Genomic DNA, 22,010 nt, shown 5'->3' on the forward strand with positions numbered 1-22,010 from the left:
CGACATCTCGAAGCGTGGAGAACGGCCGCCTCCGCTGTCCCGGGAAGAACCGCAGATCAGCAGGTCGGGTGACGTGCGAGGTTAAACGTCAAGCTCAGAACGTACTCGGATTCGGGCAGGAGGCGCTGCGTACGGGCGAACGGTGGGCACACTCTGCGCATGGACTGGACGCACTACAGCTTCCGCAGCCTGTGGCCCGTACCCGCGCCGCCCGCGGCCGTGTACGCGGTGCTGGAACGGGTCGAGGACTATCCGCGATGGTGGCCCCAGGTGCGCTCGGTGACCCGGCTGAACGACACGACCGGCGTCCTCACCGTCCGCTCCCTCGTGCCGTACGACCTCATCTTCACCGGCCGCGCGGCACGTCGCGACCCGGCCGCGGGAGTCCTGGAGATCGCGATGTCCGGTGACCTCGACGGCTGGGCGCGCTGGACGCTCACCGCCGACGGCGCCGGCACCCTCGCCCAGTACGACCAGGTCGTGGACGTGAACAAGCCGCTGCTCCGGCGGTTCGCCGTACCCGGACGTCCCGTCTTCCGGGTGAACCACCGGCTGATGATGCGGGCCGGGCGGCGCGGACTGGCCGCGTACCTGGAAGCGGTTTGAACGAAGCCCGCCCGGACCTGTATTGTTCAGTGCGTTCCCGGGCGATTAGCTCAGTGGGAGAGCGCTTCGTTCACACCGAAGAGGTCACTGGTTCGAACCCAGTATCGCCCACCGGGAAAGGCCGGTCCGCAGCAGCGGACCGGCTTTTTTGCGCCCAGCGGGGCGCCGTTCACGCCGCGGCGGGCAGATCCGGCCGCAGTGGCCAGTCCTGGTTCACCGCCTCCTCCGAGCCGCTGCGCGCGAACCATGCCTGCAGGCCGCGCGCCTGGGCCGCGTGCCATGTCGTCTGCAGCGTGTGCAGCTCGGCGGGGGTCAGGCGCTCCAGGCGGGTCGCGAACCGCCGTCCCAGTGCCCGTACGACGTCCAGCGCCGCCAGCGCGTCCGCCGCCGCCTCGTGCGCGCCGTCCAGCGTGACGCCGTAGTGCGCGCACAGGTCGGTCAGGGTGCGCCGGCCCTTGCGGTAGCGGTCCAGGTGTTTGTCCAGGACCCGTGGATCCAGCACCTGGAGCGGCGCCGACTGGAACCACTGGTCCAGCGACGAAGCGCGGTGCCGCCGCAACTCGCGGTCCAGGAGCGTCAGATCGAAGGGTGCGTTCATCACCACGAGCGGCCGGTGCATCGCCGTGTGCTCGGCCAGCTCCTCGGCTATCTCGTACATCACCGGCGCCGGCCAGCGGCCGTTGCGCTGCAGGTGTTCCTCCGTCAGCCCGTGTACCGCCGTCGCCGCTTCCGGCACCGGCACACCCGGGTTGACCAGCCATCGGGACACCCGGGGCCGGGTGCCCGGGGCGTCCTGGACGACGACGGCGGCCGACACGATCCGGTCGGTCTCGACGTCAACGCCCGTGGTCTCCGTGTCGAAGGCGGCCAGGGGCCCCTCGTACCAGCACGTCATGCCTACACAACTCCTCGTTCACCCACGGCAGCTGACGTTCCGTCTTCTGCCTGTTTGGTGATACCCGGGCTGTTTGCGCCGTACGCCGCAAGGACACAACAGGAGTACGGGTCTTTGCAGTTCAGCGGGCTCGTCGCGGGGATTCACCTGGCTTGGAAGGCTGTTTGGTCATGGCGATAGCGCAGCCCGAGCGGGGCGGGCTGCTGCCCGAACGCACGGGCCCCCATCGCGGCACACTCGCCACCACCGCCTGCATGGAGACACTGCAGGTGGGTTATCTGCACGCGGTCGCCGCGGCGGCCGGATGCTCGCTGTCCCAGCCATTTCCGGACAACGGCATCGACTGGCACGTCAGTCACGGCTCGCCCGGGCACACGGTCGACGACGAGGTCACCATCAAGGTGCAGCTGAAGTGCACCTACCAGATCGCGCCCAACCCGTCCGGCCGCTTCTTCTCCTTCACACTCGACAACGACCACCTGCGCAAACTCGCCCGCACACCCGTCTCGGTGCACAAGATCCTGGTCGTCATGCTCGTGCCCAGGTCGCAGGACGACTGGCTGCGCGCCAGCCACGACCGGCTCGACCTCAGGCACTGCTGCTACTGGGTCAACCTGGCCGGCCACGCCGTCACCGGCCGGCACCGGACCACCGTGCGGATACCGACCTCGCGCATCTTCGACGACCGGGCCCTCTGCGAGATCATGTCGCGGGTCGGGACGGGAGGCAGACCATGAGGCACCGGCCGTACGAGGAGCCCCTGCGGGACGTCAGGCCGCATCCCGTCGACGAGGCCGCCGTCCACTGGAGCCACCCGCCCGAGCCCGCCGACGTCGACCCCGCCGTGCTCAGCGCCCTGCTGCACCGGCACGGCTGGCAGCGGCGCGGCGGCGCGGCGGGACGGTACGGCCGCTGGACCCCGCCCGGACCGGGCGGCGGCGGGACCAGCCTGCTGGTTCCCGAGAGCCGCGCCTTCCCCGACAGCGACGACCTGCTCGGCGAGGCGCTCGTCGCCCTTTCCCGCAGCGGAACCCCCTCCGCGCGCGAGGTCCTCGTGTCGCTCGCCGTACCCAGCGACGAGATCCGCTGGTGGCGGGACGTGCCGAGCGGGCTGGCGGGCGCGGCGCCGTGGACGCTCGAGGAGCAGTTGCGTACGGCCGCCCGGCAGATGCTCCTCGCGAGCGCGCTCGCCACACGCGCGCGTGCCGGTTACTACGGCGCCCGGCACCGCCGCTCGGCCGCCGCGCTGCTGGAACACGTCCTCGTCGGCACGGCCACGGGTGGACGCCGCCTCACCGCCTTCGTGCCCGTCGGCGCCGGCCGGCCCCTCGCCGTACGCCTCCACCAGGCCCTGTACGCCACCCGCGAGGCCATCGACTACCAGCGGGCCACCGGCGGCATGGACGCCTTCGACGGAGCCGTCGAGGCAGGCGTCAGCCGCGAACTCACCGACGCCCTGGTCGCCCTGATCCGCGGCACCGAAGGCGCCCGCATCGCCGTGGAGTGGGCGCCCGCCGCCGGTGTCCCCGAGGACTGCGCCGCGTCGGCCGAGCCCGTCGAGTTCTCGCCCGGCGACCTGCCCGTACTGCGCGAGGCCGGCGCCCGCTATCTGCGCGACGAGCCGTCCGTTCCGGTCCGGATCACCGGTGCGGTGGAACGGATGCGCAGGTCGGGGCCGCGCGGCGAGGGTGCCGTACGGCTGCGGGTGATCGCCGGGGCCGACGTGCCGCACGTCCGGGTGATCCTGGACGAGGAGGCGTACCGGATCGCCGGACACGCGCACCTCGTCGGCCTGCCGGTCCGGGTGCACGGGCGGCTGGAGAGCCGCGGCGGGTTCCGGCGGCTGACCGGCGCCTCCGGGGTCGCACCGGTGCAGGTGGACGATGCGGAGCGGGACCGGCTGCTGAAGTCGCTGCAGGAGAACCTCGACTTCTTCGAGGAGGCGTGCAGCGGGGACGACTGCGACTGAGCGCCGACTGCGGATGACCGTTTCGCGGTCGGCGGTGCCGGGTCGGTACGATCCGGTATTGCGCGCGCTCCTGGTACGGCGCCCGCATCCACCAGCAGTCAGGAGAGACCGGTGTCAGACGTCCGTGTGATCATCCAACGCGATTCCGAGCGGGAAGAGCGCACGGTGACGACGGGCACTACGGCGGCCGAGCTCTTCGCCGGCGAGCGCTCGATCGTCGCCGCGCGCGTGGGCGGCGAGCTCAAGGACCTCGCCTACGAGGTGAAGGACGGCGAGACCGTCGAGGGCGTCGAGATCACCTCCGAGGACGGCCTGAACATCCTGCGCCACTCCACGGCGCACGTGCTGGCCCAGGCCGTGCAGGAGATCTTCCCCGAGGCCAAGCTGGGCATCGGCCCGCCGGTCAAGGACGGCTTCTACTACGACTTCGACGTCGAGAAGCCGTTCACGCCCGAGGATCTCAAGGCCATCGAGAAGAAGATGCAGGAGATCCAGAAGCGCGGGCAGAAGTTCTCCCGCCGTGTCGTCACCGACGAGGCCGCCCGCGAAGAGCTCGCGAACGAGCCGTACAAGCTGGAGCTGATCGGCCTCAAGGGTTCCGCGTCCAGCGACGACGGCGCGGACGTCGAGGTCGGCGCCGGTGAGCTGACGATCTACGACAACCTGGACGCCAAGACCGGCGAGCTGTGCTGGAAGGATCTCTGCCGAGGCCCGCACCTGCCCTCCACCCGGCTCATCCCGGCGTTCAAGCTGATGCGCAACGCGGCCGCCTACTGGCGCGGCAGCGAGAAGAACCCCATGCTCCAGCGCATCTACGGCACCGCCTGGCCGTCCAAGGACGAGCTGAAGGCGTACCTCGACTTCCTCACCGAGGCCGAGAAGCGCGACCACCGCAAGCTGGGCAACGAGCTCGACCTGTTCTCCATCCCGGAGCAGATCGGCTCCGGCCTCGCCGTCTTCCACCCCAAGGGCGGCATCGTCCGCCGCACGATGGAGGACTACTCGCGGCGCCGCCACGAGGAAGAGGGCTACGAGTTCGTCTACACCCCGCACGCGACGAAGGGGAAGCTCTTCGAGACGTCGGGCCACCTCGACTGGTACGCCGAGGGCATGTACCCGCCCATGCAGCTCGACGAGGGCGTGGACTACTACCTCAAGCCCATGAACTGCCCGATGCACAACCTGATCTTCGACGCGCGTGGCCGCTCCTACCGTGAACTGCCGCTGCGCCTCTTCGAGTTCGGCACCGTGTACCGGTACGAGAAGTCGGGCGTCGTGCACGGCCTGACCCGTGCCCGCGGCTTCACACAGGACGACGCGCACATCTACTGCACGCGCGAGCAGATGTCGGAGGAGCTCGACAAGACGCTCACCTTCGTCCTCGGCCTGCTGCGCGACTACGGTCTGACCGACTTCTACCTGGAGCTGTCCACCAAGGACCCGGAGAAGTTCGTCGGCTCCGACGAGGTCTGGGAGGAAGCCACGGAGACGCTGCGTCAGGTCGCCGAGAAGCAGGGCCTCCCGCTCGTGCCCGACCCGGGCGGTGCCGCGTTCTACGGCCCGAAGATCTCCGTCCAGACCAAGGACGCCATCGGCCGCACCTGGCAGATGTCGACCATCCAGCTCGACTTCAACCTGCCGGAGCGGTTCGACCTGGAGTACACCGGCCCCGACGGCTCCAAGCAGCGCCCCGTCATGATCCACCGTGCGCTTTTCGGCTCCATCGAGCGGTTCTTCGCGGTGCTCCTGGAGCACTACGCGGGCGCCTTCCCGGCGTGGCTCGCTCCCGTCCAGGCGGTCGGCATCCCGATCGGTGACGCGCACGTCGAGTACCTGGAGAAGTTCGCCGCTGCGGCGAAGAAGAAGGGGCTGCGCGTCGAGGTGGACTCCTCCTCGGACCGTATGCAGAAGAAGATCCGCAACGCCCAGAAGCAGAAGGTGCCCTTCATGGTCATCGCGGGCGACGACGACATGTCCGCCGGCTCCGTGTCCTTCCGCTACCGCGACGGCTCGCAGGAGAACGGCATCCCGTTCGACGAGGCCATCGCGAAGATCGTGAAGGTCGTCGAGGAGCGGGCGCAGGTCTGATCCGGCACACCGCGAAGGCCCCCGGGGACGCTCAGGTCCCCGGGGGCTTTTCGTCGGCCTCGCTGGCGAAGACCTGCAGCAGCCAGGACGAGAAGGGAACCGGTGACCGCGCCCAGCAGGGCCAGACCGCAGGCCATCACCACGACAGCGATGACCCGGCCGCCCCTGGTCACCGGCACGATGTCGCCGTATCCCACGGTGGACAGCGTGGAGCAGGCCCACCACACGGCGTCCCCGAACGTCCGCATGTCGGCGCCCGGCGCGTCCCGCTCCTGCTGGTGGACCGCGAGGGCACCCGTGAAGCCCAGCAGCACGGCGGAGAGGCCCGCGTAGAAGATCACACGTGCGTGGAGGGCGAGCCGGGGCAGGCCGCGCCGGTGCTGCATCGACTCGTAGATGCGGACGATCCGCAGCGGGCGCAGCAAGGGGAGGATCAGGACGATCGTGTCCAGCCAGTGGGCCCGTACGAAGCCCAGCCCCCGACCGCTGAGCCGCCAGCGCACGGCGTAGTCGACGCCGAAGAGCAGCCAGGCGGCCAACAGGACCGCCACCCGCACGTCCTGCCACAGCGTCCCCGGACGGGGCACCAGGACCAGGACCGCGTACACGCACAGGAACGCCATCGACCCGATGGTGAGGGGCATCTCGGCGCGTCGCTCCCAGCGCGCCTCGCGGCTGTCGTCGCGCACCGGCCAAGCTTCGCCCGGAATTCGGCTGCCACAACCCCGCCGACACGCCGCGAACGGGCGAAGCCATATGCTGCCTAGCATGACGAGTGAGCCGGAGCAGCAGATCGGAGTGGGGACGCAGGACGCGTTCCAGCGCCTGTGGACGCCCCACCGGATGGCCTACATCCAGGGTGAGAACAAGCCCAGCGGTCCGGGGGCGGACGACGGCTGTCCCTTCTGCTCGATCCCGGCCAAGTCCGACGAGGACGGGCTGATCGTCCGGCGCGGTGAGCACGTGTACGCGGTGCTCAACCTCTACCCGTACAACGGCGGTCATCTGATGACGGTGCCCTACCGGCACGTCGCCGACTACACCGATCTGACCGGGCCGGAGACCCTGGAGCTCGCCGAGCTGACCAAGCAGGCGATGACGGCCCTGCGCACCGCCTCCGGCGCCCACGGCTTCAACATCGGCATGAACCAGGGCACGGTCGCGGGCGCCGGCATCGCCGCCCACCTCCACCAGCACATCGTCCCCCGCTGGGGCGGCGACACGAACTTCATGCCGGTCGTCGGCCACACGAAGGTGCTGCCCCAACTCCTCGCCGACACCCGCAAGATGCTGGCGGAGGCCTGGCCCGCGTAGCCGCGGGCACCGCCTACGCGTCGTAGAGGTCGGCCTTCTTCGGCGCCGCCTCCTGCACGTTCGTGCTGAGGAAACCCGCCCGCGCCCCGAACTTCGTCGTGTCGACGCCGTTCTCCTCGAGGACGCGCAGCGCCGCGGAGTGGACCACTCGCAGCACGGGCGTGGCCGCGCGCAGCGCGTCGTCGGCCATGAAGCGGTGCCGCCACGGCTGGTCTGCCCAAGCGTGCCGCAGACCGAACGGCTCGGGCAGGCCGAGCGAGCCGCCGAGCCAGTTCAGCGCCGGCGCATATCCGGTCAGGGGGGCGCGCACCGCGAGCCGTACCACCTCGTCACTGTTGACCAGCGGCAGCTTGATCGACCGGCTCTCCCACGGCTTGAGCGTCTTGGCCACCTTCTTCGTCGGCGCCGCCGGTTTCGCGGCGAAGAGGGAGTGGACCGGCCCCAGCGCGTGTCCCGTGACTTCGATGCGCAGCGTCTGGTGCAGCACCGTGACCGTGATCAGCATGGTGATGACGAGCTGGCCGTCCCACAGCGTCCACTGGACACCGAGGTAGTGCCGGTTGCCGCTGCCGAACTGCTGCTTGTTGCAGATCTCCTGTATGGCGTGCGGCCTGAACTGGTACGCCTCGACGTCCGTGCCCTCCGGCCGGGACACCGAGTCCGCGTTCTCGCCGACCGGCGTGACGATCCAGTGCCGTATCGACGGCTTCGGGAAGCCGCCGGTGTTGAGCGGGCCGCGCTCCAGCCTGGCCAGCTGGTCGTGGATGGACCGGATGACGTCCCAGCTGCGGAAGGGGTGGATCTCCCGGTCGGGGTCGGCGGGCAGCAGGTCCTCGGCGAGCTGCCAGCCGCCCCAGCGCGTGCCCATGCCGAGTATGCCCTTGGGCCCGGCGTAGAAGACCGAGTTGGACTGCTGCTCGGCGCTCAGCTTGGCCAGTGACTGGCGCAGGGCCTCGGCCGCGGTCTCGCCGGGGCCGCTCGGCACGGCCTCCGGGACCTTGGCGCCGACGCTGCTCCCGGACAGCAGTCCGTCCCAGCGACCGCGCAGGTCCTTGGCCGTGCGCTCGCAGATCTGCTTGGCCCAGAACCAGCCCAGCACCGGGGCGACGACCGCCGCTCGCGCGTACAACGCCCAGAACCCGGTGAACGGCATGCGGATCAGGAAGATCACGGCGACCGCGCCCACGGCGAGCAGCAGCGCGGTGGCGAGGGTCCCGGCGCGCTTGTCGTCGCGCTTGGCAACCATCGTGCGGAGCTGGAAGACCAGCAGCCATGCGAGGAGCCCCGGCAGGAACAGCAGCCCGCACAGCACCATCACCATGGTCAGCCGGTTGTCGCGGGTCCTGCGGATGTTGTTCGCCGCCAGGCAGTGCTCCACAACGACCTGGGGCTCGACGCCGAAGGACTGGATGAGCGGCTTGCGGCCCGCGCCGATCATGCGGTCGACCACGGCCCGGGAGAAGGCCTCGCCGAGGTTCGGCTTGAAGAGGGCGATCTTGCCCTCCTTGACGGTGGACTGGTGCCAGTCGTTGTCGGCCTTCTTGATCTCCTCGAGCGGATTGTCCCGGTACGCCGCCGACGCCAGGGCGAAGGTCGCCGCCTGGCTGCCGTCACCCTCGATGGGTACCTGTGGCCCGTCCCACTCGGTTCCGATCGACATCCCGCCCCCCAACGCCGCCCTGTCGCATCTGCGGCCTTCCCGACTTCCCTGCCCCGCACACCTGTTGAACAGGCCGTCTTGCCGATGCGGCACGACGCGATGACGTGATCAGCGTATCCGCCGCCACCGACATCCGTCGGCGGACGGCCGAAGCCGCCCGCCGAACCGGAAGGAGATGCTCCGCAGTTGCTCGACCGTGAAGCGTCTCGGAGGTCAACTACGATTCGTCTCCCGCCTGTTCACGGATCTTCTCGGCGACCTGCGGCGGCATCGGCTCGTGCCGTGCGTAGGTCCGGCTGAAGCGGGCCGTGCCGTGCGAGAGGGAGCGCAGGTCGACCGCGTACCGCCCGATCTCGAACTCGGGCACCTCGGCCCGTACCAACGTCCGTCCGGAGCCGACCTGTTCGGTGCCGAGCACCCGGCCCCGCCGCCCCGACAGATCGCTCATCACGGCGCCCACATAGTCGTCGCCGACCAGGACGCTCACCTCGGACACCGGCTCGAGGAGATGGATCTTCGCGTCGGCCGCGGCCTCTCGCAGCGCCAGCGCGCCCGCCGTCTGGAACGCGGCGTCGGAGGAATCCACCGAGTGCGCCTTGCCGTCGAGCAGCGTGATCCGGACGTCGACGAGCGGATAGCCGGCCGCGACCCCCTTGGCGGCCTGGGCCCGCACGCCCTTCTCCACCGACGGGATGAACTGCCGTGGCACCGCGCCGCCGACCACCTTGTCCACGAACTCGATGCCCGAGCCGCCCGGCAGCGGCTCGACCTCGATCTCGCAGATGGCGTACTGCCCGTGCCCGCCGGACTGTTTCACATGCCGCCCGCGCCCGGCCGACTTGCCGCCGAACGTCTCCCGCAGGGAGACCTTGTGCGGTACGACGTCGACCTGGACGCCGTACCGGTTGCGCAGCCGCTCCAGGGCGACGTCCGCGTGGGCCTCGCCCAGGCACCACAGCACCACCTGGTGGGTGTCCTGGTTCTGCTCCAGGCGCATCGTCGGGTCCTCGGCGACCAGCCGCCCGAGCCCCTGCGAGAGCTTGTCCTCGTCGGCCTTGCTGTGCGCCTCGATGGCGAGCGGCAGCAGCGGGTCGGGCATCTCCCACGGCTCCATGAGCAGCGGGTCGTCCTTGGCCGAGAGCGTGTCCCCGGTCTCCGCGCGGCCCAGCTTCGCCACGCACGCGAGGTCGCCCGCGACGGCGTGTGTCACCGGGCGCTGCTGCTTGCCGAACGGGGTGGACAGGGCGCCGACCTTCTCGTCGACGTCGTGGTCCTCGTGCCCGCGGTCTGCGAGGCCGTGCCCTGAGACGTGCACCGTCGCGTCGGGCCGCAGGGTGCCGGAGAAGACGCGGACGAGCGAGACCCGGCCGACGTACGGGTCGGACGAGGTCTTCACGACCTCGGCGACCAGCGGCCCGTCCGGATCGCACGGCTTCAGCTCGCGCGGCCTGCCGTCGACCGTGGCGACGCCGGGCACCGTGTGCTCCAGCGGTGTCGGGAAACCGCCCGTGATCAGTTCCAGGAGCTCGACCGTGCCGAGCCCCTGCCTGGCGCTCTCGGCGGCCGGGGCGGCGGCCAGGACGGGGAAGAAGACCCCGCGCGCGACCGCCCGCTCCAGGTCGTCGATCAGCGTCTTGATGTCGATCTGCTCGCCACCGAGGTAGCGGTCCATCAGGGTCTCGTCCTCGCTCTCCGAGATGATCCCCTCGATGAGCCGGTTGCGCGCGTCGTCCATCTCCGGCAGCTGGTCGGGACCCGGCTCGGACTCTTTGCGCTCGCCGGACGCGTAGTCGAACAGCTTCTGCGACAACAGCCCGACCAGTCCCGTCACGGGCGCGTGCCCGTCGGGGCCCTGTGGGCCGCGCAGCGGCAGGTACAGCGGGAGGACGGCGTCGGGGTCGTCCCCGCCGAACGCCTCCGCGCACACCCGGGTCATCTCCTCGAAGTCCGCGCGGGCGGCCTCCAGGTGCGTGATGACGATGGCCCGCGGCATGCCGACGGCCGCGCACTCCTCCCACACCATGCGGGTGGAGCCCTCCACCCCGTCCGAGGCCGAGACGACGAAGAGGGCCGCGTCCGCCGCCCGCAGACCGGCCCTCAGCTCTCCGACGAAGTCGGCGTATCCGGGGGTGTCGAGAAGGTTGATCTTGAACCCGTCCCAGTCGACGGGCACGAGGGAGAGCTGTACGGAACGTTGCTGCCGGTGCTCGATCTCGTCGTAGTCCGAGACGGTGCCGCCGTCCTCCACGCGGCCCGCCCTGTTCACTGCTCCCGCGGTCAGCGCGAGAGCCTCCACCAGAGTTGTCTTGCCCGATCCGGAGTGGCCGACCAGCACCACATTCCGTACGGACGCGGGGTGGTCGGCCGCCGTAGCCCTGCCGGCGGCCCCAGGGTTTGTGTTCGCCTTGTCGCCCATGGCCTTGCCTCCCGTGCACGGTGAGGTCACTGTGGGCGCGGGCAGGCGGGGCCGCGTGCGGTGGCGGCTCCGATGACGCCCGCGGTCCTTCGAGCTTTCCACTCCCGTCACGGTGCGTCCATACGACGGACGCCGATCGCCCCGTGGACCGTCACCCGCGCGCCATCCGCCGGTTCCCCGCCCGTGGTGCGGGTGCCCGCCCGTCGTACACACGCGCGCGTGGCTACGATGGGCCAGCCGGTGGCCAGCAGGGGCCGCGCGGCGACACCGACCCTCGGGAAGGCCATGCTGAACAAGTACGCGCGTGCATTCTTCACGCGTGTCCTCACGCCGTTCGCTTCATTTCTCATCCGGAGAGGTGTCAGTCCCGACACGGTGACGCTCCTCGGCACCGCCGGTGTGGTCGCGGGCGCGCTGGTCTTCTACCCCCGGGGAGAGTTCTTCTGGGGCACGGTCGTGATCACGCTGTTCGTCTTCTCCGACCTGGTCGACGGCAACATGGCCCGCCAGCTGGGCCGCACCAGCCGCTGGGGCGCCTTCCTGGACTCCACCCTGGACCGCGTCGCCGACGGCGCGATCTTCGGCGGCTTCGCACTGTGGTACGCGGGCGGGGGGGACGACAATGTTCTGTGTGCCGTGTCCATCTTCTGCCTGGCCAGCGGCCAGGTGGTGTCGTACACCAAAGCCCGCGGCGAGTCGATCGGGCTGCCCGTCGCCGTCAACGGCCTGGTCGAGCGGGCCGAACGGCTGGTGATCTCGCTGGTCGCGGCCGGTCTCGCGGGCCTGCACAAATTCGGCGTGCCCGGCATTCAGTATCTGCTGCCGATCGCCCTGTGGATCGTCGCCGTCGGCAGCCTGGTCACCCTGATCCAGCGCGTCGTCACGGTCCGCCGGGAGTCCGCCGAGGTGGAGGCCGCGGCCGGCCGCGAGAACGCGTCCCACGGGAGCGAGGCGGCGAAGTGAGCATCGCCGACCGGCTGACAGACACGCTGTACGGCGTCGGCTGGAGCACCGTCAAGAAGCTTCCCGAGCCGGCCGCCGTACGCCTCGGCCGCACCGTCGCCGACCTCGCCTGGAAACAGCGCGGCAAGGGCGTCCAGCGGCTGGAGAGCAACTACGCGCGCGTGGTGCCCGACGCGAGCCCCGAGCGCCTCGCCGAACTCTCGCGCGCGGGCATGCGCTCGTATCTGCGCTACTGGATGGAGTCCTTCCGGCTGCCCGCCTGGAGCCCCGAGCGGATACGGAACGGCTTCGACCCCAAGGACGTCCACCACCTGACCGACGGGCTGGCCTCCGACCGCGGCGTGATCCTCGCGCTGCCCCACCTGGCCAACTGGGACCTGGCGGGCGCCTGGGTCACCACCAAGCTGGAGACCCCGTTCACCACGGTCGCGGAGCGCCTCAAGCCGGAGACGCTGTACGACCGCTTCGTCGCCTACCGCGAGGGCCTCGGCATGGAGGTCCTGCCGCACAGCGGCGGCTCCGCGTTCGGCACGCTGGCCCGGCGGCTGCGGGACGGCGGCCTGGTCTGCCTGGTCGCCGACCGTGATCTGTCCGCCTCCGGCGTGGGGGTCAAGTTCTTCGGCGAGACCGCCAGGATGCCCGCGGGCCCGGCCCTCCTCGCCCAGCAGACGGGCGCCCTGCTGCTGCCCGTCACACTCTGGTACGACGACTCGCCCGTCATGCGGGGCCGGGTCCATCCCCCGATCGAGGTGCCCGAGACAGGTACGCGGGCCGAGAAGACGTCTGTGATGACACAGGCGCTGGCCGATGCCTACGCCACGGGAATCGCCGATCATCCGGAGGACTGGCACATGCTGCAGCGGTTGTGGCTCGCGGACCTGGACCCCGCACAGGGGCCCGCGAAGGGATCCTCGTGAGGATCGGCATCGTCTGCCCGTACTCCTGGGACGTGCCGGGCGGCGTCCAGTTCCACATCCGGGACCTGGCCGAGTACTTCATCCGCCTGGGCCACGAGGTGTCCGTCCTCGCCCCCGCCGACGACGACACCCCCCTCCCGCCGTACGTCGTCTCGGCCGGCCGCGCGGTCCCGGTGCCGTACAACGGCTCGGTGGCCCGTCTGAACTTCGGCTTCCTCTCGGCGGCCCGGGTGCGGCGCTGGCTGCACGACGGCGCGTTCGACGTGGTTCACATCCACGAGCCGACGTCGCCGTCCCTGGGCCTTTTGACCTGCTGGGCGGCACAGGGCCCGATTGTCGCCACCTTCCACACCTCCAACCCGCGCTCCCGCGCGATGATCGCCGCGTACTCGATCCTGCAGGCCGCACTGGAGAAGATCAGCGCGCGGATCGCCGTGAGCGAGTACGCCCGCCGCACGCTGGTCGAGCACCTGGGCGGCGACGCGGTCGTCATCCCGAACGGCGTGGACGTCGGCTTCTTCGCCCGCGCCCAGCCCAACCCCGAGTGGCAGGGCGACACCGTCGGCTTCATCGGCCGTATCGACGAGTCCCGCAAGGGCCTGCCGGTGCTGATGAAGGCCCTGCCGAAGATCCTCGCCGCCCGTCCGCAGACCCGGCTCCTGGTGGCCGGCCGGGGCGACGAGAAGGAGGCGGTCGAGACCCTGCCCGCCGAACTCCGCTCCCGCGTCGAGTTCCTGGGCATGGTGAGCGACGAGGACAAGGCGCGCTTCCTGCGCAGCGTCGACCTGTACGTCGCGCCCAACACCGGCGGCGAGAGCTTCGGCATCATCCTGGTCGAGGCGATGTCCGCCGGGGCTCCAGTGCTCGCCTCCGACCTGGACGCCTTCGCCCAGGTCCTGGACCAGGGAGCGGCGGGCGAACTGTTCACCAACGAGGACGCGGACGCGCTCGCCGAGGCGGCCGTACGACTCCTCGCCGACCCGGTGCGACGGGCCGAGCTGAGCGAGCGCGGCAGCGCCCACGTACGCCGCTTCGACTGGTCGACGGTGGGCGCGGACATCCTCTCGGTGTACGAGACGGTGACTACGGGCACGGCAGCGGTGGCGACGGACGAACGCACCGGGCTGCGCGCGCGGTTCGGGCTGGCCCGGGACTGACACAACAGGCGGCCACCCCGGGAGCCGCTGCTGACCCGGCGGAGCTAGTGTGCCGCCCGTGACCGCAACCCTCATCTGGATCCTCGCCGCCCTTGCCGCCCTCGTCGTGATCGGTCTCTATCTGAGCTGGACGGCCGGGCGGCTCGACCGACTGCACGCCCGGATCGACGCGACCCGCGCCGCGCTCGACGCCCAGCTGCTGCGACGGGCGTCCGTGGCACAGGAGTTGGCGACCTCCGGCGTCCTGGACCCCGCCGCCTCGATCGTGCTCTACGAGGCCGCGCACGCCGCCCGGCAGGCCGAGGAGGAGCAGCGCGAGGTCGCCGAGAGCGAGCTGAGCCAGGCCCTGCGGGCCGTCTTCGCGGAGGCCCAGCAGGTGGAGGCGGTCCGGGCGGCGCCCGGGGGAGAGGCGGCCGCGCGGGAGCTGACCGAGGCGGTACGCAGGGTGCCGATGGCCCGGCGCTTCCACAACGACGCGGTCGGCGCGGCACGACGGCTGCGCGAGCACCGCAAGGTGCGCTGGTTCCGGCTGGCCGGACATGCCCCCTTCCCCCTGGCCTTCGAGATGGACGACGAGCCACCGGCGGCCCTGGTGGACCGGGCCGCCTAGCGGCTGTTTTCGGGTGCCAGGGGCCAAAAGGATCCACCGGGTTGCCATTGGCCCTTGCTGTGGACTGGTCCACTCGCGTTTTCTCGGTGTGCACAACTCCGTCTTCACCGAGTGAGGTCATCCGTGTCCAGCACGCTCTCCGAAAACCAGGCCCCCGCAACCGGCACCGCGCGCGTGAAGCGCGGCATGGCCGAGCAACTCAAGGGGGGCGTGATCATGGACGTCGTCACGCCGGAGCAGGCGAAGATCGCCGAGGACGCGGGCGCGGTCGCCGTCATGGCCCTGGAGCGGGTCCCGGCCGACATCCGCAAGGACGGTGGCGTGGCCCGCATGTCCGACCCGGACATGATCGAGGGCATCATCAGCGCCGTCTCCATCCCGGTCATGGCCAAGTCCCGCATCGGCCACTTCGTCGAGGCCCAGGTCCTGCAGTCTCTCGGTGTCGACTACATCGACGAGTCCGAGGTCCTCACCCCGGCCGACGAGGTCAACCACTCCGACAAGTGGGCCTTCACGACCCCCTTCGTCTGTGGCGCCACCAACCTGGGCGAGGCCCTGCGCCGCATCGCCGAGGGCGCCGCCATGATCCGCTCCAAGGGCGAGGCCGGCACCGGCAACGTCGTCGAGGCCGTCCGCCACCTGCGCCAGATCAAGAACGAGATCGCCCGTCTGCGCGGCTTCGACAACCACGAGCTGTACGCCGCCGCCAAGGAGCTGCGCGCCCCGTACGAGCTGGTCAAGGAGGTCGCCGAGCTCGGCAAGCTTCCGGTGGTCCTGTTCTCCGCCGGCGGTGTGGCAACGCCCGCCGACGCCGCCCTGATGCGTCAGCTCGGCGCCGAGGGCGTCTTCGTCGGCTCCGGCATCTTCAAGTCCGGCGACCCGGCCAAGCGCGCCGCCGCGATCGTGAAGGCCACCACCTTCTTCGACGACCCGAAGATCATCGCGGACGCGTCCCGCAACCTCGGCGAGGCCATGGTCGGCATCAACTGCGACACCCTCCCCGAGACCGAGCGCTACGCCAACCGCGGCTGGTAAGGCACCGGAACACATGAACACCCCCGTCATAGGCGTCCTGGCCCTCCAGGGCGACGTACGGGAGCACCTGATCGCCCTGGCCGCGGCGGACGCCGTGGCCAGGCCGGTGCGGCGCCCCGAAGAGCTCGCCGAGGTGGACGGCCTGGTCCTCCCCGGCGGCGAGTCCACGACCATCTCCAAGCTGGCCATCCTGTTCGGAGTGATGGAACCCCTCCGCGCGCGCGTACGCGACGGTATGCCGGTCTACGGCACCTGCGCGGGCATGATCATGCTCGCCGACAAGATCCTCGACCCGCGCTCGGGCCAGGAGACGATCGGCGGCATCGACATGATCGTGCGCCGCAACGCCTTCGGACGGCAGAACGAGTCCTTCGAGGCGTCGGTCGACGTCCGAGGCGTCGAGGGCGATCCTGTAGAGGGCGTCTTCATCCGCGCCCCCTGGGTCGAGTCCGTGGGGGCCGACGCCGAGGTGCTCGCCGAGCACGAGGGCCACATCGTCGCCGTACGCCAGGGCAACGCGCTCGCCACGTCGTTCCACCCGGAACTGACCGGCGACCACCGGGTGCACGCCCTGTTCGTCGACATGGTGCGCGCCAACCGGACGGCGGAGTCCTAGTAGGATCTCTGGCGTTCGTTGCAGGGATGGGTTACGCGAAGGAGACAGGCAGATGTCCGGCCACTCTAAATGGGCCACGACGAAGCACAAGAAGGCCGTGATCGATGCCAAGCGCGGCAAGCTCTTCGCGAAGCTGATCAAGAACATCGAGGTCGCGGCGCGCATGGGCGGTGTCGACGTGGAGGGCAACCCGACGCTCTACGACGCCGTCCAGAAGGCCAAGAAGCAGTCGGTCCCGAACAAGAACATCGACTCGGCCATCAAGCGCGGCGGCGGTCTCGAGGCCGGCGGCGCCGACTACGAGACGATCATGTATGAGGGCTACGGCCCGAACGGTGTCGCGGTGCTCATCGAGTGCCTGACCGACAACCGCAACCGCGCCGCCTCCGACGTGCGCGTCGCCATGACCCGCAACGGCGGCAACATGGCCGACCCCGGCTCGGTCTCGTACATGTTCAGCCGCAAGGGCGTCGTCATCGTCCCCAAGGGCGAGCTGACCGAGGACGACGTCCTCGGCGCCGTCCTGGACGCGGGTGCCGAGGAAGTCAACGACCTCGGCGAGTCCTTCGAGGTGATCAGCGAGGCCACCGACCTGGTCGCGGTCCGCACCGCCCTCCAGGACGCCGGGATCGACTACGACTCCGCCGAGTCCAGTTTCGTGCCGTCCGTCCAGGTCGAACTGGACGAGGAGGGCGCCAAGAAGATCTTCAGGCTGATCGACGCGCTCGAGGACAGCGACGACGTGCAGAACGTCTTCGCCAACTTCGACGTCAGCGACGAGATCATGGAGAAGGTCGACGCGTAGCGCTGCCGTGAGCTCGGCGGACCAAGCGGCTCAACGGGCCGACGGGACACATCCCGTCGGCCCGCCGCTTTGTCAGTGGTACCGGATAGCCTGCACAAACTGGGGGTACCGGCCAGCGGTGGCTGGGGGAGATCGATGGGAGGGCGCGTGCGTGTACTGGGGGTGGACCCGGGGCTGACGCGGTGTGGTGTCGGGGTCGTCGAGGGCGTGCCCGGACGACCGCTGACGATGCTCGGCGTCGGTGTCGTGCGCACGCCCGCGGGCGCCGACCTCGGTCACCGGCTCGTCGCCGTCGAGCAGGGCATCGAAGCGTGGCTGGACGAGCATCGGCCCGAATTCGTGGCCGTGGAGCGGGTGTTCAGCCAGCACAACGTACGGACCGTGATGGGCACCGCCCAGGCGAGCGCTGTCGCCATGCTGTGCGCGGCCCGTCGCGGCATCCCGGTCGCCCTGCACACCCCGAGCGAGGTCAAGGCCGCCGTCACCGGCAGCGGTCGCGCCGACAAGGCCCAGGTGGGCGCCATGGTCACCCGGCTGCTACGGCTGGACGCGCCCCCCAAGCCCGCCGACGCCGCCGACGCCCTGGCCCTCGCCATCTGCCACATCTGGCGCGCCCCTGCCCAGAACCGACTCCAGCAGGCCGTCGCCCTGCACACATCGAAAGGCCGTACGGGATGATCGCGTTCGTGAGCGGCCCGGTCGCCGCCCTCGCCCCGGACTCCGCCGTGGTCGAGGTGGGCGGGATCGGCATCGCCGTCCAGTGCACCCCCAACACCCTCTCCGGGCTGCGCATGGGGCAGCAGACCAAGCTGGCCACCTCCCTCGTCGTACGGGAGGACTCGCTGACCCTGTACGGCTTCGTGGACGACGACGAGCGTCAGATCTTCGAGCTGCTCCAGACCGCCAGTGGCGTCGGCCCGCGCCTCGCCCAGGCCATGCTCGCCGTGCACACCCCGGACGCCCTGCGTCGGGCCGTTGCGACCGGCGACGAGAAGGCGCTCACCGCCGTCCCCGGCATCGGGAAGAAGGGCGCCCAGAAGCTCCTCCTGGAGCTGAGGGACCGCCTCGGCGAGCCCATCGGCGCGCCGGCGGTCGGCGCACCCGTCACGAACGGCTGGCGCGACCAACTGCACGCCGCCCTGATCGGCCTCGGCTACGCGACCCGCGAGGCCGACGAGGCCGTATCCGCAGTGGCCCCGCAGGCGGAGGCGGCCGGTGGCACGCCCCAGGTGGGCCCGCTGCTGAAGGCGGCCCTGCAGACCCTCAACCGCGCCCGCTGACCCCCCACCCCCGAGGCACACATGAACTGGGACGACACGACCGACACCCCCGCCGCCGAGCGGCTCGTCGGTGCGTCCGCCGACCGTGAGGACCAGGCCGTCGAGGCTGCGCTGCGCCCCAAGGACCTGGGCGAGTTCATCGGCCAGGAGAAGGTCCGCGAGCAGCTCGACCTGGTCCTGCGTGCCGCACGCGCGCGTGGGGCGACCGCCGACCATGTGCTGCTCTCCGGCGCCCCCGGCCTCGGCAAGACCACCCTCTCGATGATCATCGCCGCCGAGATGGGCGCCCCGATCCGTATCACCAGCGGCCCCGCCATCCAGCACGCCGGCGACCTCGCCGCGATCCTCTCCTCCCTCCAGGAGGGCGAGGTCCTCTTCCTCGACGAGATCCATCGCATGTCCCGGCCCGCCGAGGAGATGCTCTACATGGCGATGGAGGACTTCCGCGTCGACGTCATCGTGGGCAAGGGCCCCGGCGCCACCGCCATCCCCATCGAACTGCCCCCGTTCACCCTGGTCGGCGCCACCACGCGCGCGGGCCTGCTGCCGCCCCCGCTGCGCGACCGCTTCGGCTTCACCGCGCACATGGAGTTCTACGAGCCCGCCGAGCTGGAGCGCGTCGTCCATCGCTCGGCGAACCTGCTGGACGTCGAGGTCGAGACCGACGGCGCCGCCGAGATCGCCGGCCGCTCCCGCGGCACGCCCCGCATCGCCAACCGCCTCCTGCGCCGCGTCCGCGACTACGCGCAGGTCAAGGCCGACGGCATCGTCACCCGCGAGATCGCCGCGGCGGCCCTCGCCGTGTACGAGGTCGACGCCCGCGGCCTCGACCGGCTCGACCGCGCCGTCCTGGAGGCCCTGCTCAAGCTCTTCGGCGGCGGACCGGTGGGCCTGTCGACACTCGCGGTGGCGGTGGGGGAGGAGCGCGAGACCGTCGAGGAGGTCGCCGAGCCCTTCCTCGTACGAGAGGGACTGCTCGCCCGCACTCCCCGTGGCCGTGTAGGCACACCGGCCGCGTGGGCGCACCTCGGCCTCACTCCGCCCGGCTCGTCAACTGCGGGAAACGGACAACAGGACCTGTTCGGGGCGTGAGGGCAGGGGATTGGCGGGCTCAGGAACCCAGGTGCCATGCTGAGCGTTGTTCGATGCGCGTGGACTCGCCTAGACTCCGCCGATGCCGCCCTTGTGGGCGGTGCCCACCACACCCCCATCCACCAGGCCGCTCCCCGCCGCGGTCGTGCGAAGGAAATCCCGTCCCGTGAATACCTTGACCCTCCTCCCGTTCATCGTGCTCATCGCGGCCATGTTCCTGATGATGCGCTCGGGTAAGAAGAGGCAGCAGCAGGCCGCGGCCATGCGCAACGACATGCAGCCCGGTTCCGGCGTCCGCACGATCGGGGGTATGTACGCGACGATCAAGGAAGTCAGCGAGGACACGGTCCTCCTCGACGCCGGCCCCGGCGTCGACCTCCTCTTCGCGAAGAACGCGATCGGTGCCGTCCTCACCGACGACGAGTACAACCGCATCGTCCACGGCATCGAGCACGACCTGAAGTCGGACGCCGCCGTGGTTCCCGATGACGCCTCCTCCCTCACCGAGACCGACGAGTCCGCCGACGGCGCCGCCGCCTCCGCCGACCAGGCCGTCGACCTCGGGAAGAAGGACGCGGCCGAGGATCCGGCCGACAAGGCCGAGACGTCCGACGACAAGGCGGACGACGAGCCGAAGAAGACCGAGGGCGACTCCGACGCGAAGTAGTAACGTCCCGGGGAGTGCGGCGCGACCCGTTCGCGTACCGCGCGCCCCGGGCGCGTCTGTTTCCCGCACGGGATCCCGACACCATGTCATGGCCGACCACGCCGACCCGGCGCGAGCCGGCCCGAGAGGGAGTACGAGAAGGTGGCAGCACCTAAGAGGGGCCGAAGCGCGAGCGCCCAGAGCAAGCCAGGGCGCTCACTGGCCCTCATTCTGATCGCCATCGTGGCGCTCACCGGTGGCATGTTCGCCTCCGGGCACACCACCCCGCGTCTCGGCATCGACCTTGCCGGCGGCACGAGCATCACGCTCCAGGCGAAGGCCGACCAAGGGTCCGCCATCAACAAGGCCAACATGGACACCGCGGTCGACATCATGAACCGCCGTGTCAACGGCCTGGGTGTCTCCGAGGCGGAGGTGCAGACCCAGGGGACGAGCAACATCATCGTCAACATCCCCAAGGGCACCAACTCCGAAGAGGCCCGCCAGCAGGTAGGTACCACCGCGAAGCTGTACTTCCGACCGGTCCTGGCCAGCGAGCCCAGCACCTCGGCGACGCCGAGCCCCTCGCCGAGCGCCTCGTCGTCCGGCGCCAGTGGCTCGCCGAGCCCGTCCAGCAGCGCGTCCTCCGGCGAGAAGGCCTCGTCCTCCTCCTCCGCGTCGCCGACGGCCTCCGCCACCACCCAGGGCCGCGCCGTCACCGACGCGCTGAAGGCGGACTCCACCCCGTCGCCGTCCGCGACCCCCAGCACCTCGGCCTCCGCCGCCCCCTCCGCTTCGGCGAGTGGCGGCACCGACGCCGCGACCGCCCAGCTCCAGGCCGCGTACACGAAGCTGAACTGCGACAGCAAGGCGGAGCGAGCCACCGCCGGCAAGAACGCCAAGCCCGGCGAGCCGACCGTGGCCTGCGGTGAGATCAACAAGGTCTGGTACAAGTACGTGCTCGGCCCGTCCGCCGTGGACGGCACCGAGGTCAAGAAGGCCCAGGCGACCTACGACACGCAGACCGCCGCCGGCTGGCAGGTCCAGATGAACTTCACCTCCGCCGGGGCCAAGAAGTTCGCCGACATCACCGGCCAGCTCGCCAAGAACCAGCAGCCGCAGAACGAGTTCGGCATCGTTCTCGACGGCGAGGTCGTCTCCAGCCCGTACGTCAGCCAGTCCATCACCGGCGGCCAGGCGGAGATCTCCGGCAGCTTCACCCAGGAGGAGGCCCAGAGCCTCGCCAACGTCCTGTCGTACGGCGCGCTCCCGCTCTCCTTCAAGGAGCAGAGCGTGACCACGGTGACCGCCGCGCTCGGCGGTGAGCAGCTGCACGCCGGTCTGCTCGCCGGCGCCATCGGCCTCGCCCTGGTCGTGATCTACCTGGTGATCTACTACCGCGGTCTGTCGCTCGTCGCGATCGCCTCCCTGCTCGTCTCCGCGATCCTGACCTACGTGCTCATGTCGCTGCTCGGCCCGGCCATCGGCTTCGCGCTGAACCTGCCGGCCGTCTGTGGCGCGATCGTGGCGATCGGTATCACAGCGGACTCGTTCATCGTGTTCTTCGAACGCATAAGGGATGGGATCCGTGAGGGCCGCTCGCTGCGCCCCGCCGTCGAGCGGGGCTGGCCGCGCGCCCGGCGCACCATCCTGGTCTCCGACTTCGTGTCGTTCCTCGCCGCCGCGGTGCTGTTCATCGTCACCGTCGGCAAGGTCCAGGGCTTCGCGTTCACACTGGGCCTGACCACCGTGCTCGACGTGGTCGTCGTCTTCTTCTTCACCAAGCCGCTGATGACGATCCTCGCCCGCCACAAGTTCTTCGCGCAGGGCCACAAGTGGTCCGGCCTCGACCCGAAGAGCCTGGGTGCCAAGCCGCCGCTGCGCCGCACCCGCCGTCCCGCCGGTCCCGCCGCCGGTTCCGTCGACCCGAAGGAGGCGTGA

General features: G+C 70.5%; 20 protein-coding genes, 1 tRNA gene and 1 pseudogene. 18 read left to right on the forward strand and 4 right to left on the reverse strand.

Annotated elements, in window-relative coordinates; all coding sequences use genetic code 11:
* The first annotated feature begins 159 nt into the window (after positions 1 to 159).
* Positions 160 to 606, forward strand: coding sequence for an SRPBCC family protein (locus ACFYXB_RS25710; RefSeq protein ID WP_388499121.1), 447 nt, complete (start codon positions 160 to 162; stop codon positions 604 to 606).
* A 39-nt stretch (positions 607 to 645) separates the two neighbouring features.
* A tRNA-Val gene (locus ACFYXB_RS25715) sits at positions 646 to 717 on the forward strand.
* A gap of 58 nt (positions 718 to 775) precedes the next feature.
* Here the strand turns inward: ACFYXB_RS25715 and ACFYXB_RS25720 are convergent.
* Complete coding sequence (locus ACFYXB_RS25720; RefSeq protein ID WP_351350786.1) at positions 776 to 1,501, reverse strand: 3'-5' exonuclease; 726 nt, start codon at positions 1,499 to 1,501, stop codon at positions 776 to 778.
* Between the two features lie 170 nt (positions 1,502 to 1,671).
* Here ACFYXB_RS25720 and ACFYXB_RS25725 point away from each other — a divergent pair, with 170 nt between their 5' ends.
* From ACFYXB_RS25725 to thrS, 3 genes are all read left to right on the forward strand, one after another.
* Complete coding sequence (locus ACFYXB_RS25725; RefSeq protein ID WP_389586369.1) at positions 1,672 to 2,238, forward strand: DUF4365 domain-containing protein; 567 nt, start codon at positions 1,672 to 1,674, stop codon at positions 2,236 to 2,238.
* On the forward strand, positions 2,235 to 3,470 hold the full coding sequence (locus tag ACFYXB_RS25730; RefSeq protein ID WP_389586371.1) for a hypothetical protein: 1,236 nt from the start codon (positions 2,235 to 2,237) through the stop codon (positions 3,468 to 3,470). The genes ACFYXB_RS25725 and ACFYXB_RS25730 overlap by 4 nt, the downstream gene beginning before the upstream one ends.
* 111 nt (positions 3,471 to 3,581) lie before the next feature.
* Positions 3,582 to 5,558: a threonine--tRNA ligase gene (gene thrS / locus ACFYXB_RS25735; RefSeq protein WP_388499117.1), complete on the forward strand. Its 1,977-nt coding sequence runs from the start codon at positions 3,582 to 3,584 to the stop codon at positions 5,556 to 5,558.
* 31 nt (positions 5,559 to 5,589) lie between these two features.
* Here thrS and ACFYXB_RS25740 read toward each other — a convergent pair.
* Positions 5,590 to 6,202, reverse strand: a pseudogene (locus ACFYXB_RS25740) (potassium channel family protein).
* Between the two features lie 112 nt (positions 6,203 to 6,314).
* Between ACFYXB_RS25740 and ACFYXB_RS25745 the strand changes: the two are divergent.
* A complete protein-coding gene (locus ACFYXB_RS25745; protein WP_351350778.1) occupies positions 6,315 to 6,872 on the forward strand; it encodes an HIT domain-containing protein in 558 nt (185 codons plus the stop codon).
* Positions 6,873 to 6,885: 13 nt separating this feature from the next.
* Here the strand turns inward: ACFYXB_RS25745 and ACFYXB_RS25750 are convergent, their stop codons facing one another.
* Positions 6,886 to 8,532 (reverse strand): hypothetical protein, encoded by a 1,647-nt coding sequence (locus ACFYXB_RS25750; RefSeq protein ID WP_388499113.1) that lies wholly within the window; start codon positions 8,530 to 8,532, stop codon positions 6,886 to 6,888.
* A 217-nt stretch (positions 8,533 to 8,749) separates the two neighbouring features.
* Complete coding sequence (locus tag ACFYXB_RS25755) at positions 8,750 to 10,948, reverse strand: elongation factor G-like protein EF-G2 (protein WP_389586374.1); 2,199 nt, start codon at positions 10,946 to 10,948, stop codon at positions 8,750 to 8,752.
* Positions 10,949 to 11,176: 228 nt separating this feature from the next.
* Between ACFYXB_RS25755 and pgsA the strand changes: the two genes are divergently transcribed.
* From pgsA to secD, 12 genes are all read left to right on the forward strand, one after another.
* Complete coding sequence (gene pgsA, locus ACFYXB_RS25760) at positions 11,177 to 11,911, forward strand: phosphatidylinositol phosphate synthase (protein WP_351350836.1); 735 nt, start codon at positions 11,177 to 11,179, stop codon at positions 11,909 to 11,911.
* A complete protein-coding gene (locus ACFYXB_RS25765) occupies positions 11,908 to 12,828 on the forward strand; it encodes a phosphatidylinositol mannoside acyltransferase (protein WP_351350773.1) in 921 nt (306 codons plus the stop codon). Before pgsA ends, ACFYXB_RS25765 begins: the two co-directional genes overlap by 4 nt.
* The gene (locus tag ACFYXB_RS25770) at positions 12,825 to 13,985 is read left to right on the forward strand and encodes a glycosyltransferase family 4 protein (protein ID WP_389586376.1); all 1,161 of its coding nucleotides are present in this window, start codon (positions 12,825 to 12,827) and stop codon (positions 13,983 to 13,985) included. The genes ACFYXB_RS25765 and ACFYXB_RS25770 overlap by 4 nt, the downstream gene beginning before the upstream one ends.
* Positions 13,986 to 14,034: 49 nt before the next feature.
* Positions 14,035 to 14,595, forward strand: a complete 561-nt coding sequence (locus tag ACFYXB_RS25775) for a hypothetical protein (RefSeq protein WP_389586378.1) — start codon at positions 14,035 to 14,037, stop codon at positions 14,593 to 14,595.
* A 123-nt stretch (positions 14,596 to 14,718) separates the two neighbouring features.
* The gene (pdxS, locus tag ACFYXB_RS25780) at positions 14,719 to 15,630 is read left to right on the forward strand and encodes a pyridoxal 5'-phosphate synthase lyase subunit PdxS (RefSeq protein WP_351350767.1); all 912 of its coding nucleotides are present in this window, start codon (positions 14,719 to 14,721) and stop codon (positions 15,628 to 15,630) included.
* A 13-nt stretch (positions 15,631 to 15,643) separates the two neighbouring features.
* Positions 15,644 to 16,246, forward strand: a complete 603-nt coding sequence (gene pdxT / locus ACFYXB_RS25785) for a pyridoxal 5'-phosphate synthase glutaminase subunit PdxT (RefSeq protein WP_351350765.1) — start codon at positions 15,644 to 15,646, stop codon at positions 16,244 to 16,246.
* A gap of 52 nt (positions 16,247 to 16,298) precedes the next feature.
* Positions 16,299 to 17,051 carry a YebC/PmpR family DNA-binding transcriptional regulator gene (locus ACFYXB_RS25790; protein ID WP_351350763.1) on the forward strand — a complete coding sequence of 251 codons (753 nt, stop codon included), beginning with the start codon at positions 16,299 to 16,301 and terminating at the stop codon, positions 17,049 to 17,051.
* 147 nt (positions 17,052 to 17,198) lie between these two features.
* Positions 17,199 to 17,729, forward strand: a complete 531-nt coding sequence (gene ruvC, locus ACFYXB_RS25795) for a crossover junction endodeoxyribonuclease RuvC (RefSeq protein WP_389586380.1) — start codon at positions 17,199 to 17,201, stop codon at positions 17,727 to 17,729.
* A complete protein-coding gene (ruvA, locus tag ACFYXB_RS25800; RefSeq protein WP_389586382.1) occupies positions 17,726 to 18,331 on the forward strand; it encodes a Holliday junction branch migration protein RuvA in 606 nt (201 codons plus the stop codon). The genes ruvC and ruvA overlap by 4 nt, the downstream gene beginning before the upstream one ends.
* Positions 18,332 to 18,352: 21 nt before the next feature.
* Entirely contained in the window at positions 18,353 to 19,423 is a 1,071-nt protein-coding gene (ruvB, locus tag ACFYXB_RS25805; protein WP_389586384.1) for a Holliday junction branch migration DNA helicase RuvB, read from the forward strand.
* 166 nt (positions 19,424 to 19,589) lie between these two features.
* On the forward strand, positions 19,590 to 20,090 hold the full coding sequence (yajC, locus tag ACFYXB_RS25810) for a preprotein translocase subunit YajC (RefSeq protein ID WP_389586385.1): 501 nt from the start codon (positions 19,590 to 19,592) through the stop codon (positions 20,088 to 20,090).
* Positions 20,091 to 20,231: 141 nt separating this feature from the next.
* Positions 20,232 to 22,010, forward strand: coding sequence for a protein translocase subunit SecD (gene secD, locus ACFYXB_RS25815; protein ID WP_388499099.1), 1,779 nt, complete (start codon positions 20,232 to 20,234; stop codon positions 22,008 to 22,010).

The organism is Streptomyces sp. NPDC002619 (genome assembly GCF_042889305.1).
GTDB lineage: Bacteria > Actinomycetota > Actinomycetes > Streptomycetales > Streptomycetaceae > Streptomyces.

Coding starts and splice junctions, on each gene's coding strand:
- pgsA (WP_351350836.1), top strand. CDS start 11,177: ATGGGCCAGCCGGTGGCCAGCAGGGGCCGCGCGGCGACACCGACCCTC.
- ACFYXB_RS25725 (WP_389586369.1), top strand. CDS start 1,672: ATGGCGATAGCGCAGCCCGAGCGGGGCGGGCTGCTGCCCGAACGCACG.
- ACFYXB_RS25710 (WP_388499121.1), top strand. CDS start 160: ATGGACTGGACGCACTACAGCTTCCGCAGCCTGTGGCCCGTACCCGCG.
- ACFYXB_RS25755 (WP_389586374.1), bottom strand. CDS start 10,948: ATGGGCGACAAGGCGAACACAAACCCTGGGGCCGCCGGCAGGGCTACG.
- ACFYXB_RS25730 (WP_389586371.1), top strand. CDS start 2,235: ATGAGGCACCGGCCGTACGAGGAGCCCCTGCGGGACGTCAGGCCGCAT.
- ruvA (WP_389586382.1), top strand. CDS start 17,726: ATGATCGCGTTCGTGAGCGGCCCGGTCGCCGCCCTCGCCCCGGACTCC.
- ACFYXB_RS25745 (WP_351350778.1), top strand. CDS start 6,315: ATGCTGCCTAGCATGACGAGTGAGCCGGAGCAGCAGATCGGAGTGGGG.
- ACFYXB_RS25750 (WP_388499113.1), bottom strand. CDS start 8,532: ATGTCGATCGGAACCGAGTGGGACGGGCCACAGGTACCCATCGAGGGT.
- pdxT (WP_351350765.1), top strand. CDS start 15,644: ATGAACACCCCCGTCATAGGCGTCCTGGCCCTCCAGGGCGACGTACGG.
- ruvB (WP_389586384.1), top strand. CDS start 18,353: ATGAACTGGGACGACACGACCGACACCCCCGCCGCCGAGCGGCTCGTC.
- ACFYXB_RS25720 (WP_351350786.1), bottom strand. CDS start 1,501: ATGACGTGCTGGTACGAGGGGCCCCTGGCCGCCTTCGACACGGAGACC.
- ACFYXB_RS25790 (WP_351350763.1), top strand. CDS start 16,299: ATGTCCGGCCACTCTAAATGGGCCACGACGAAGCACAAGAAGGCCGTG.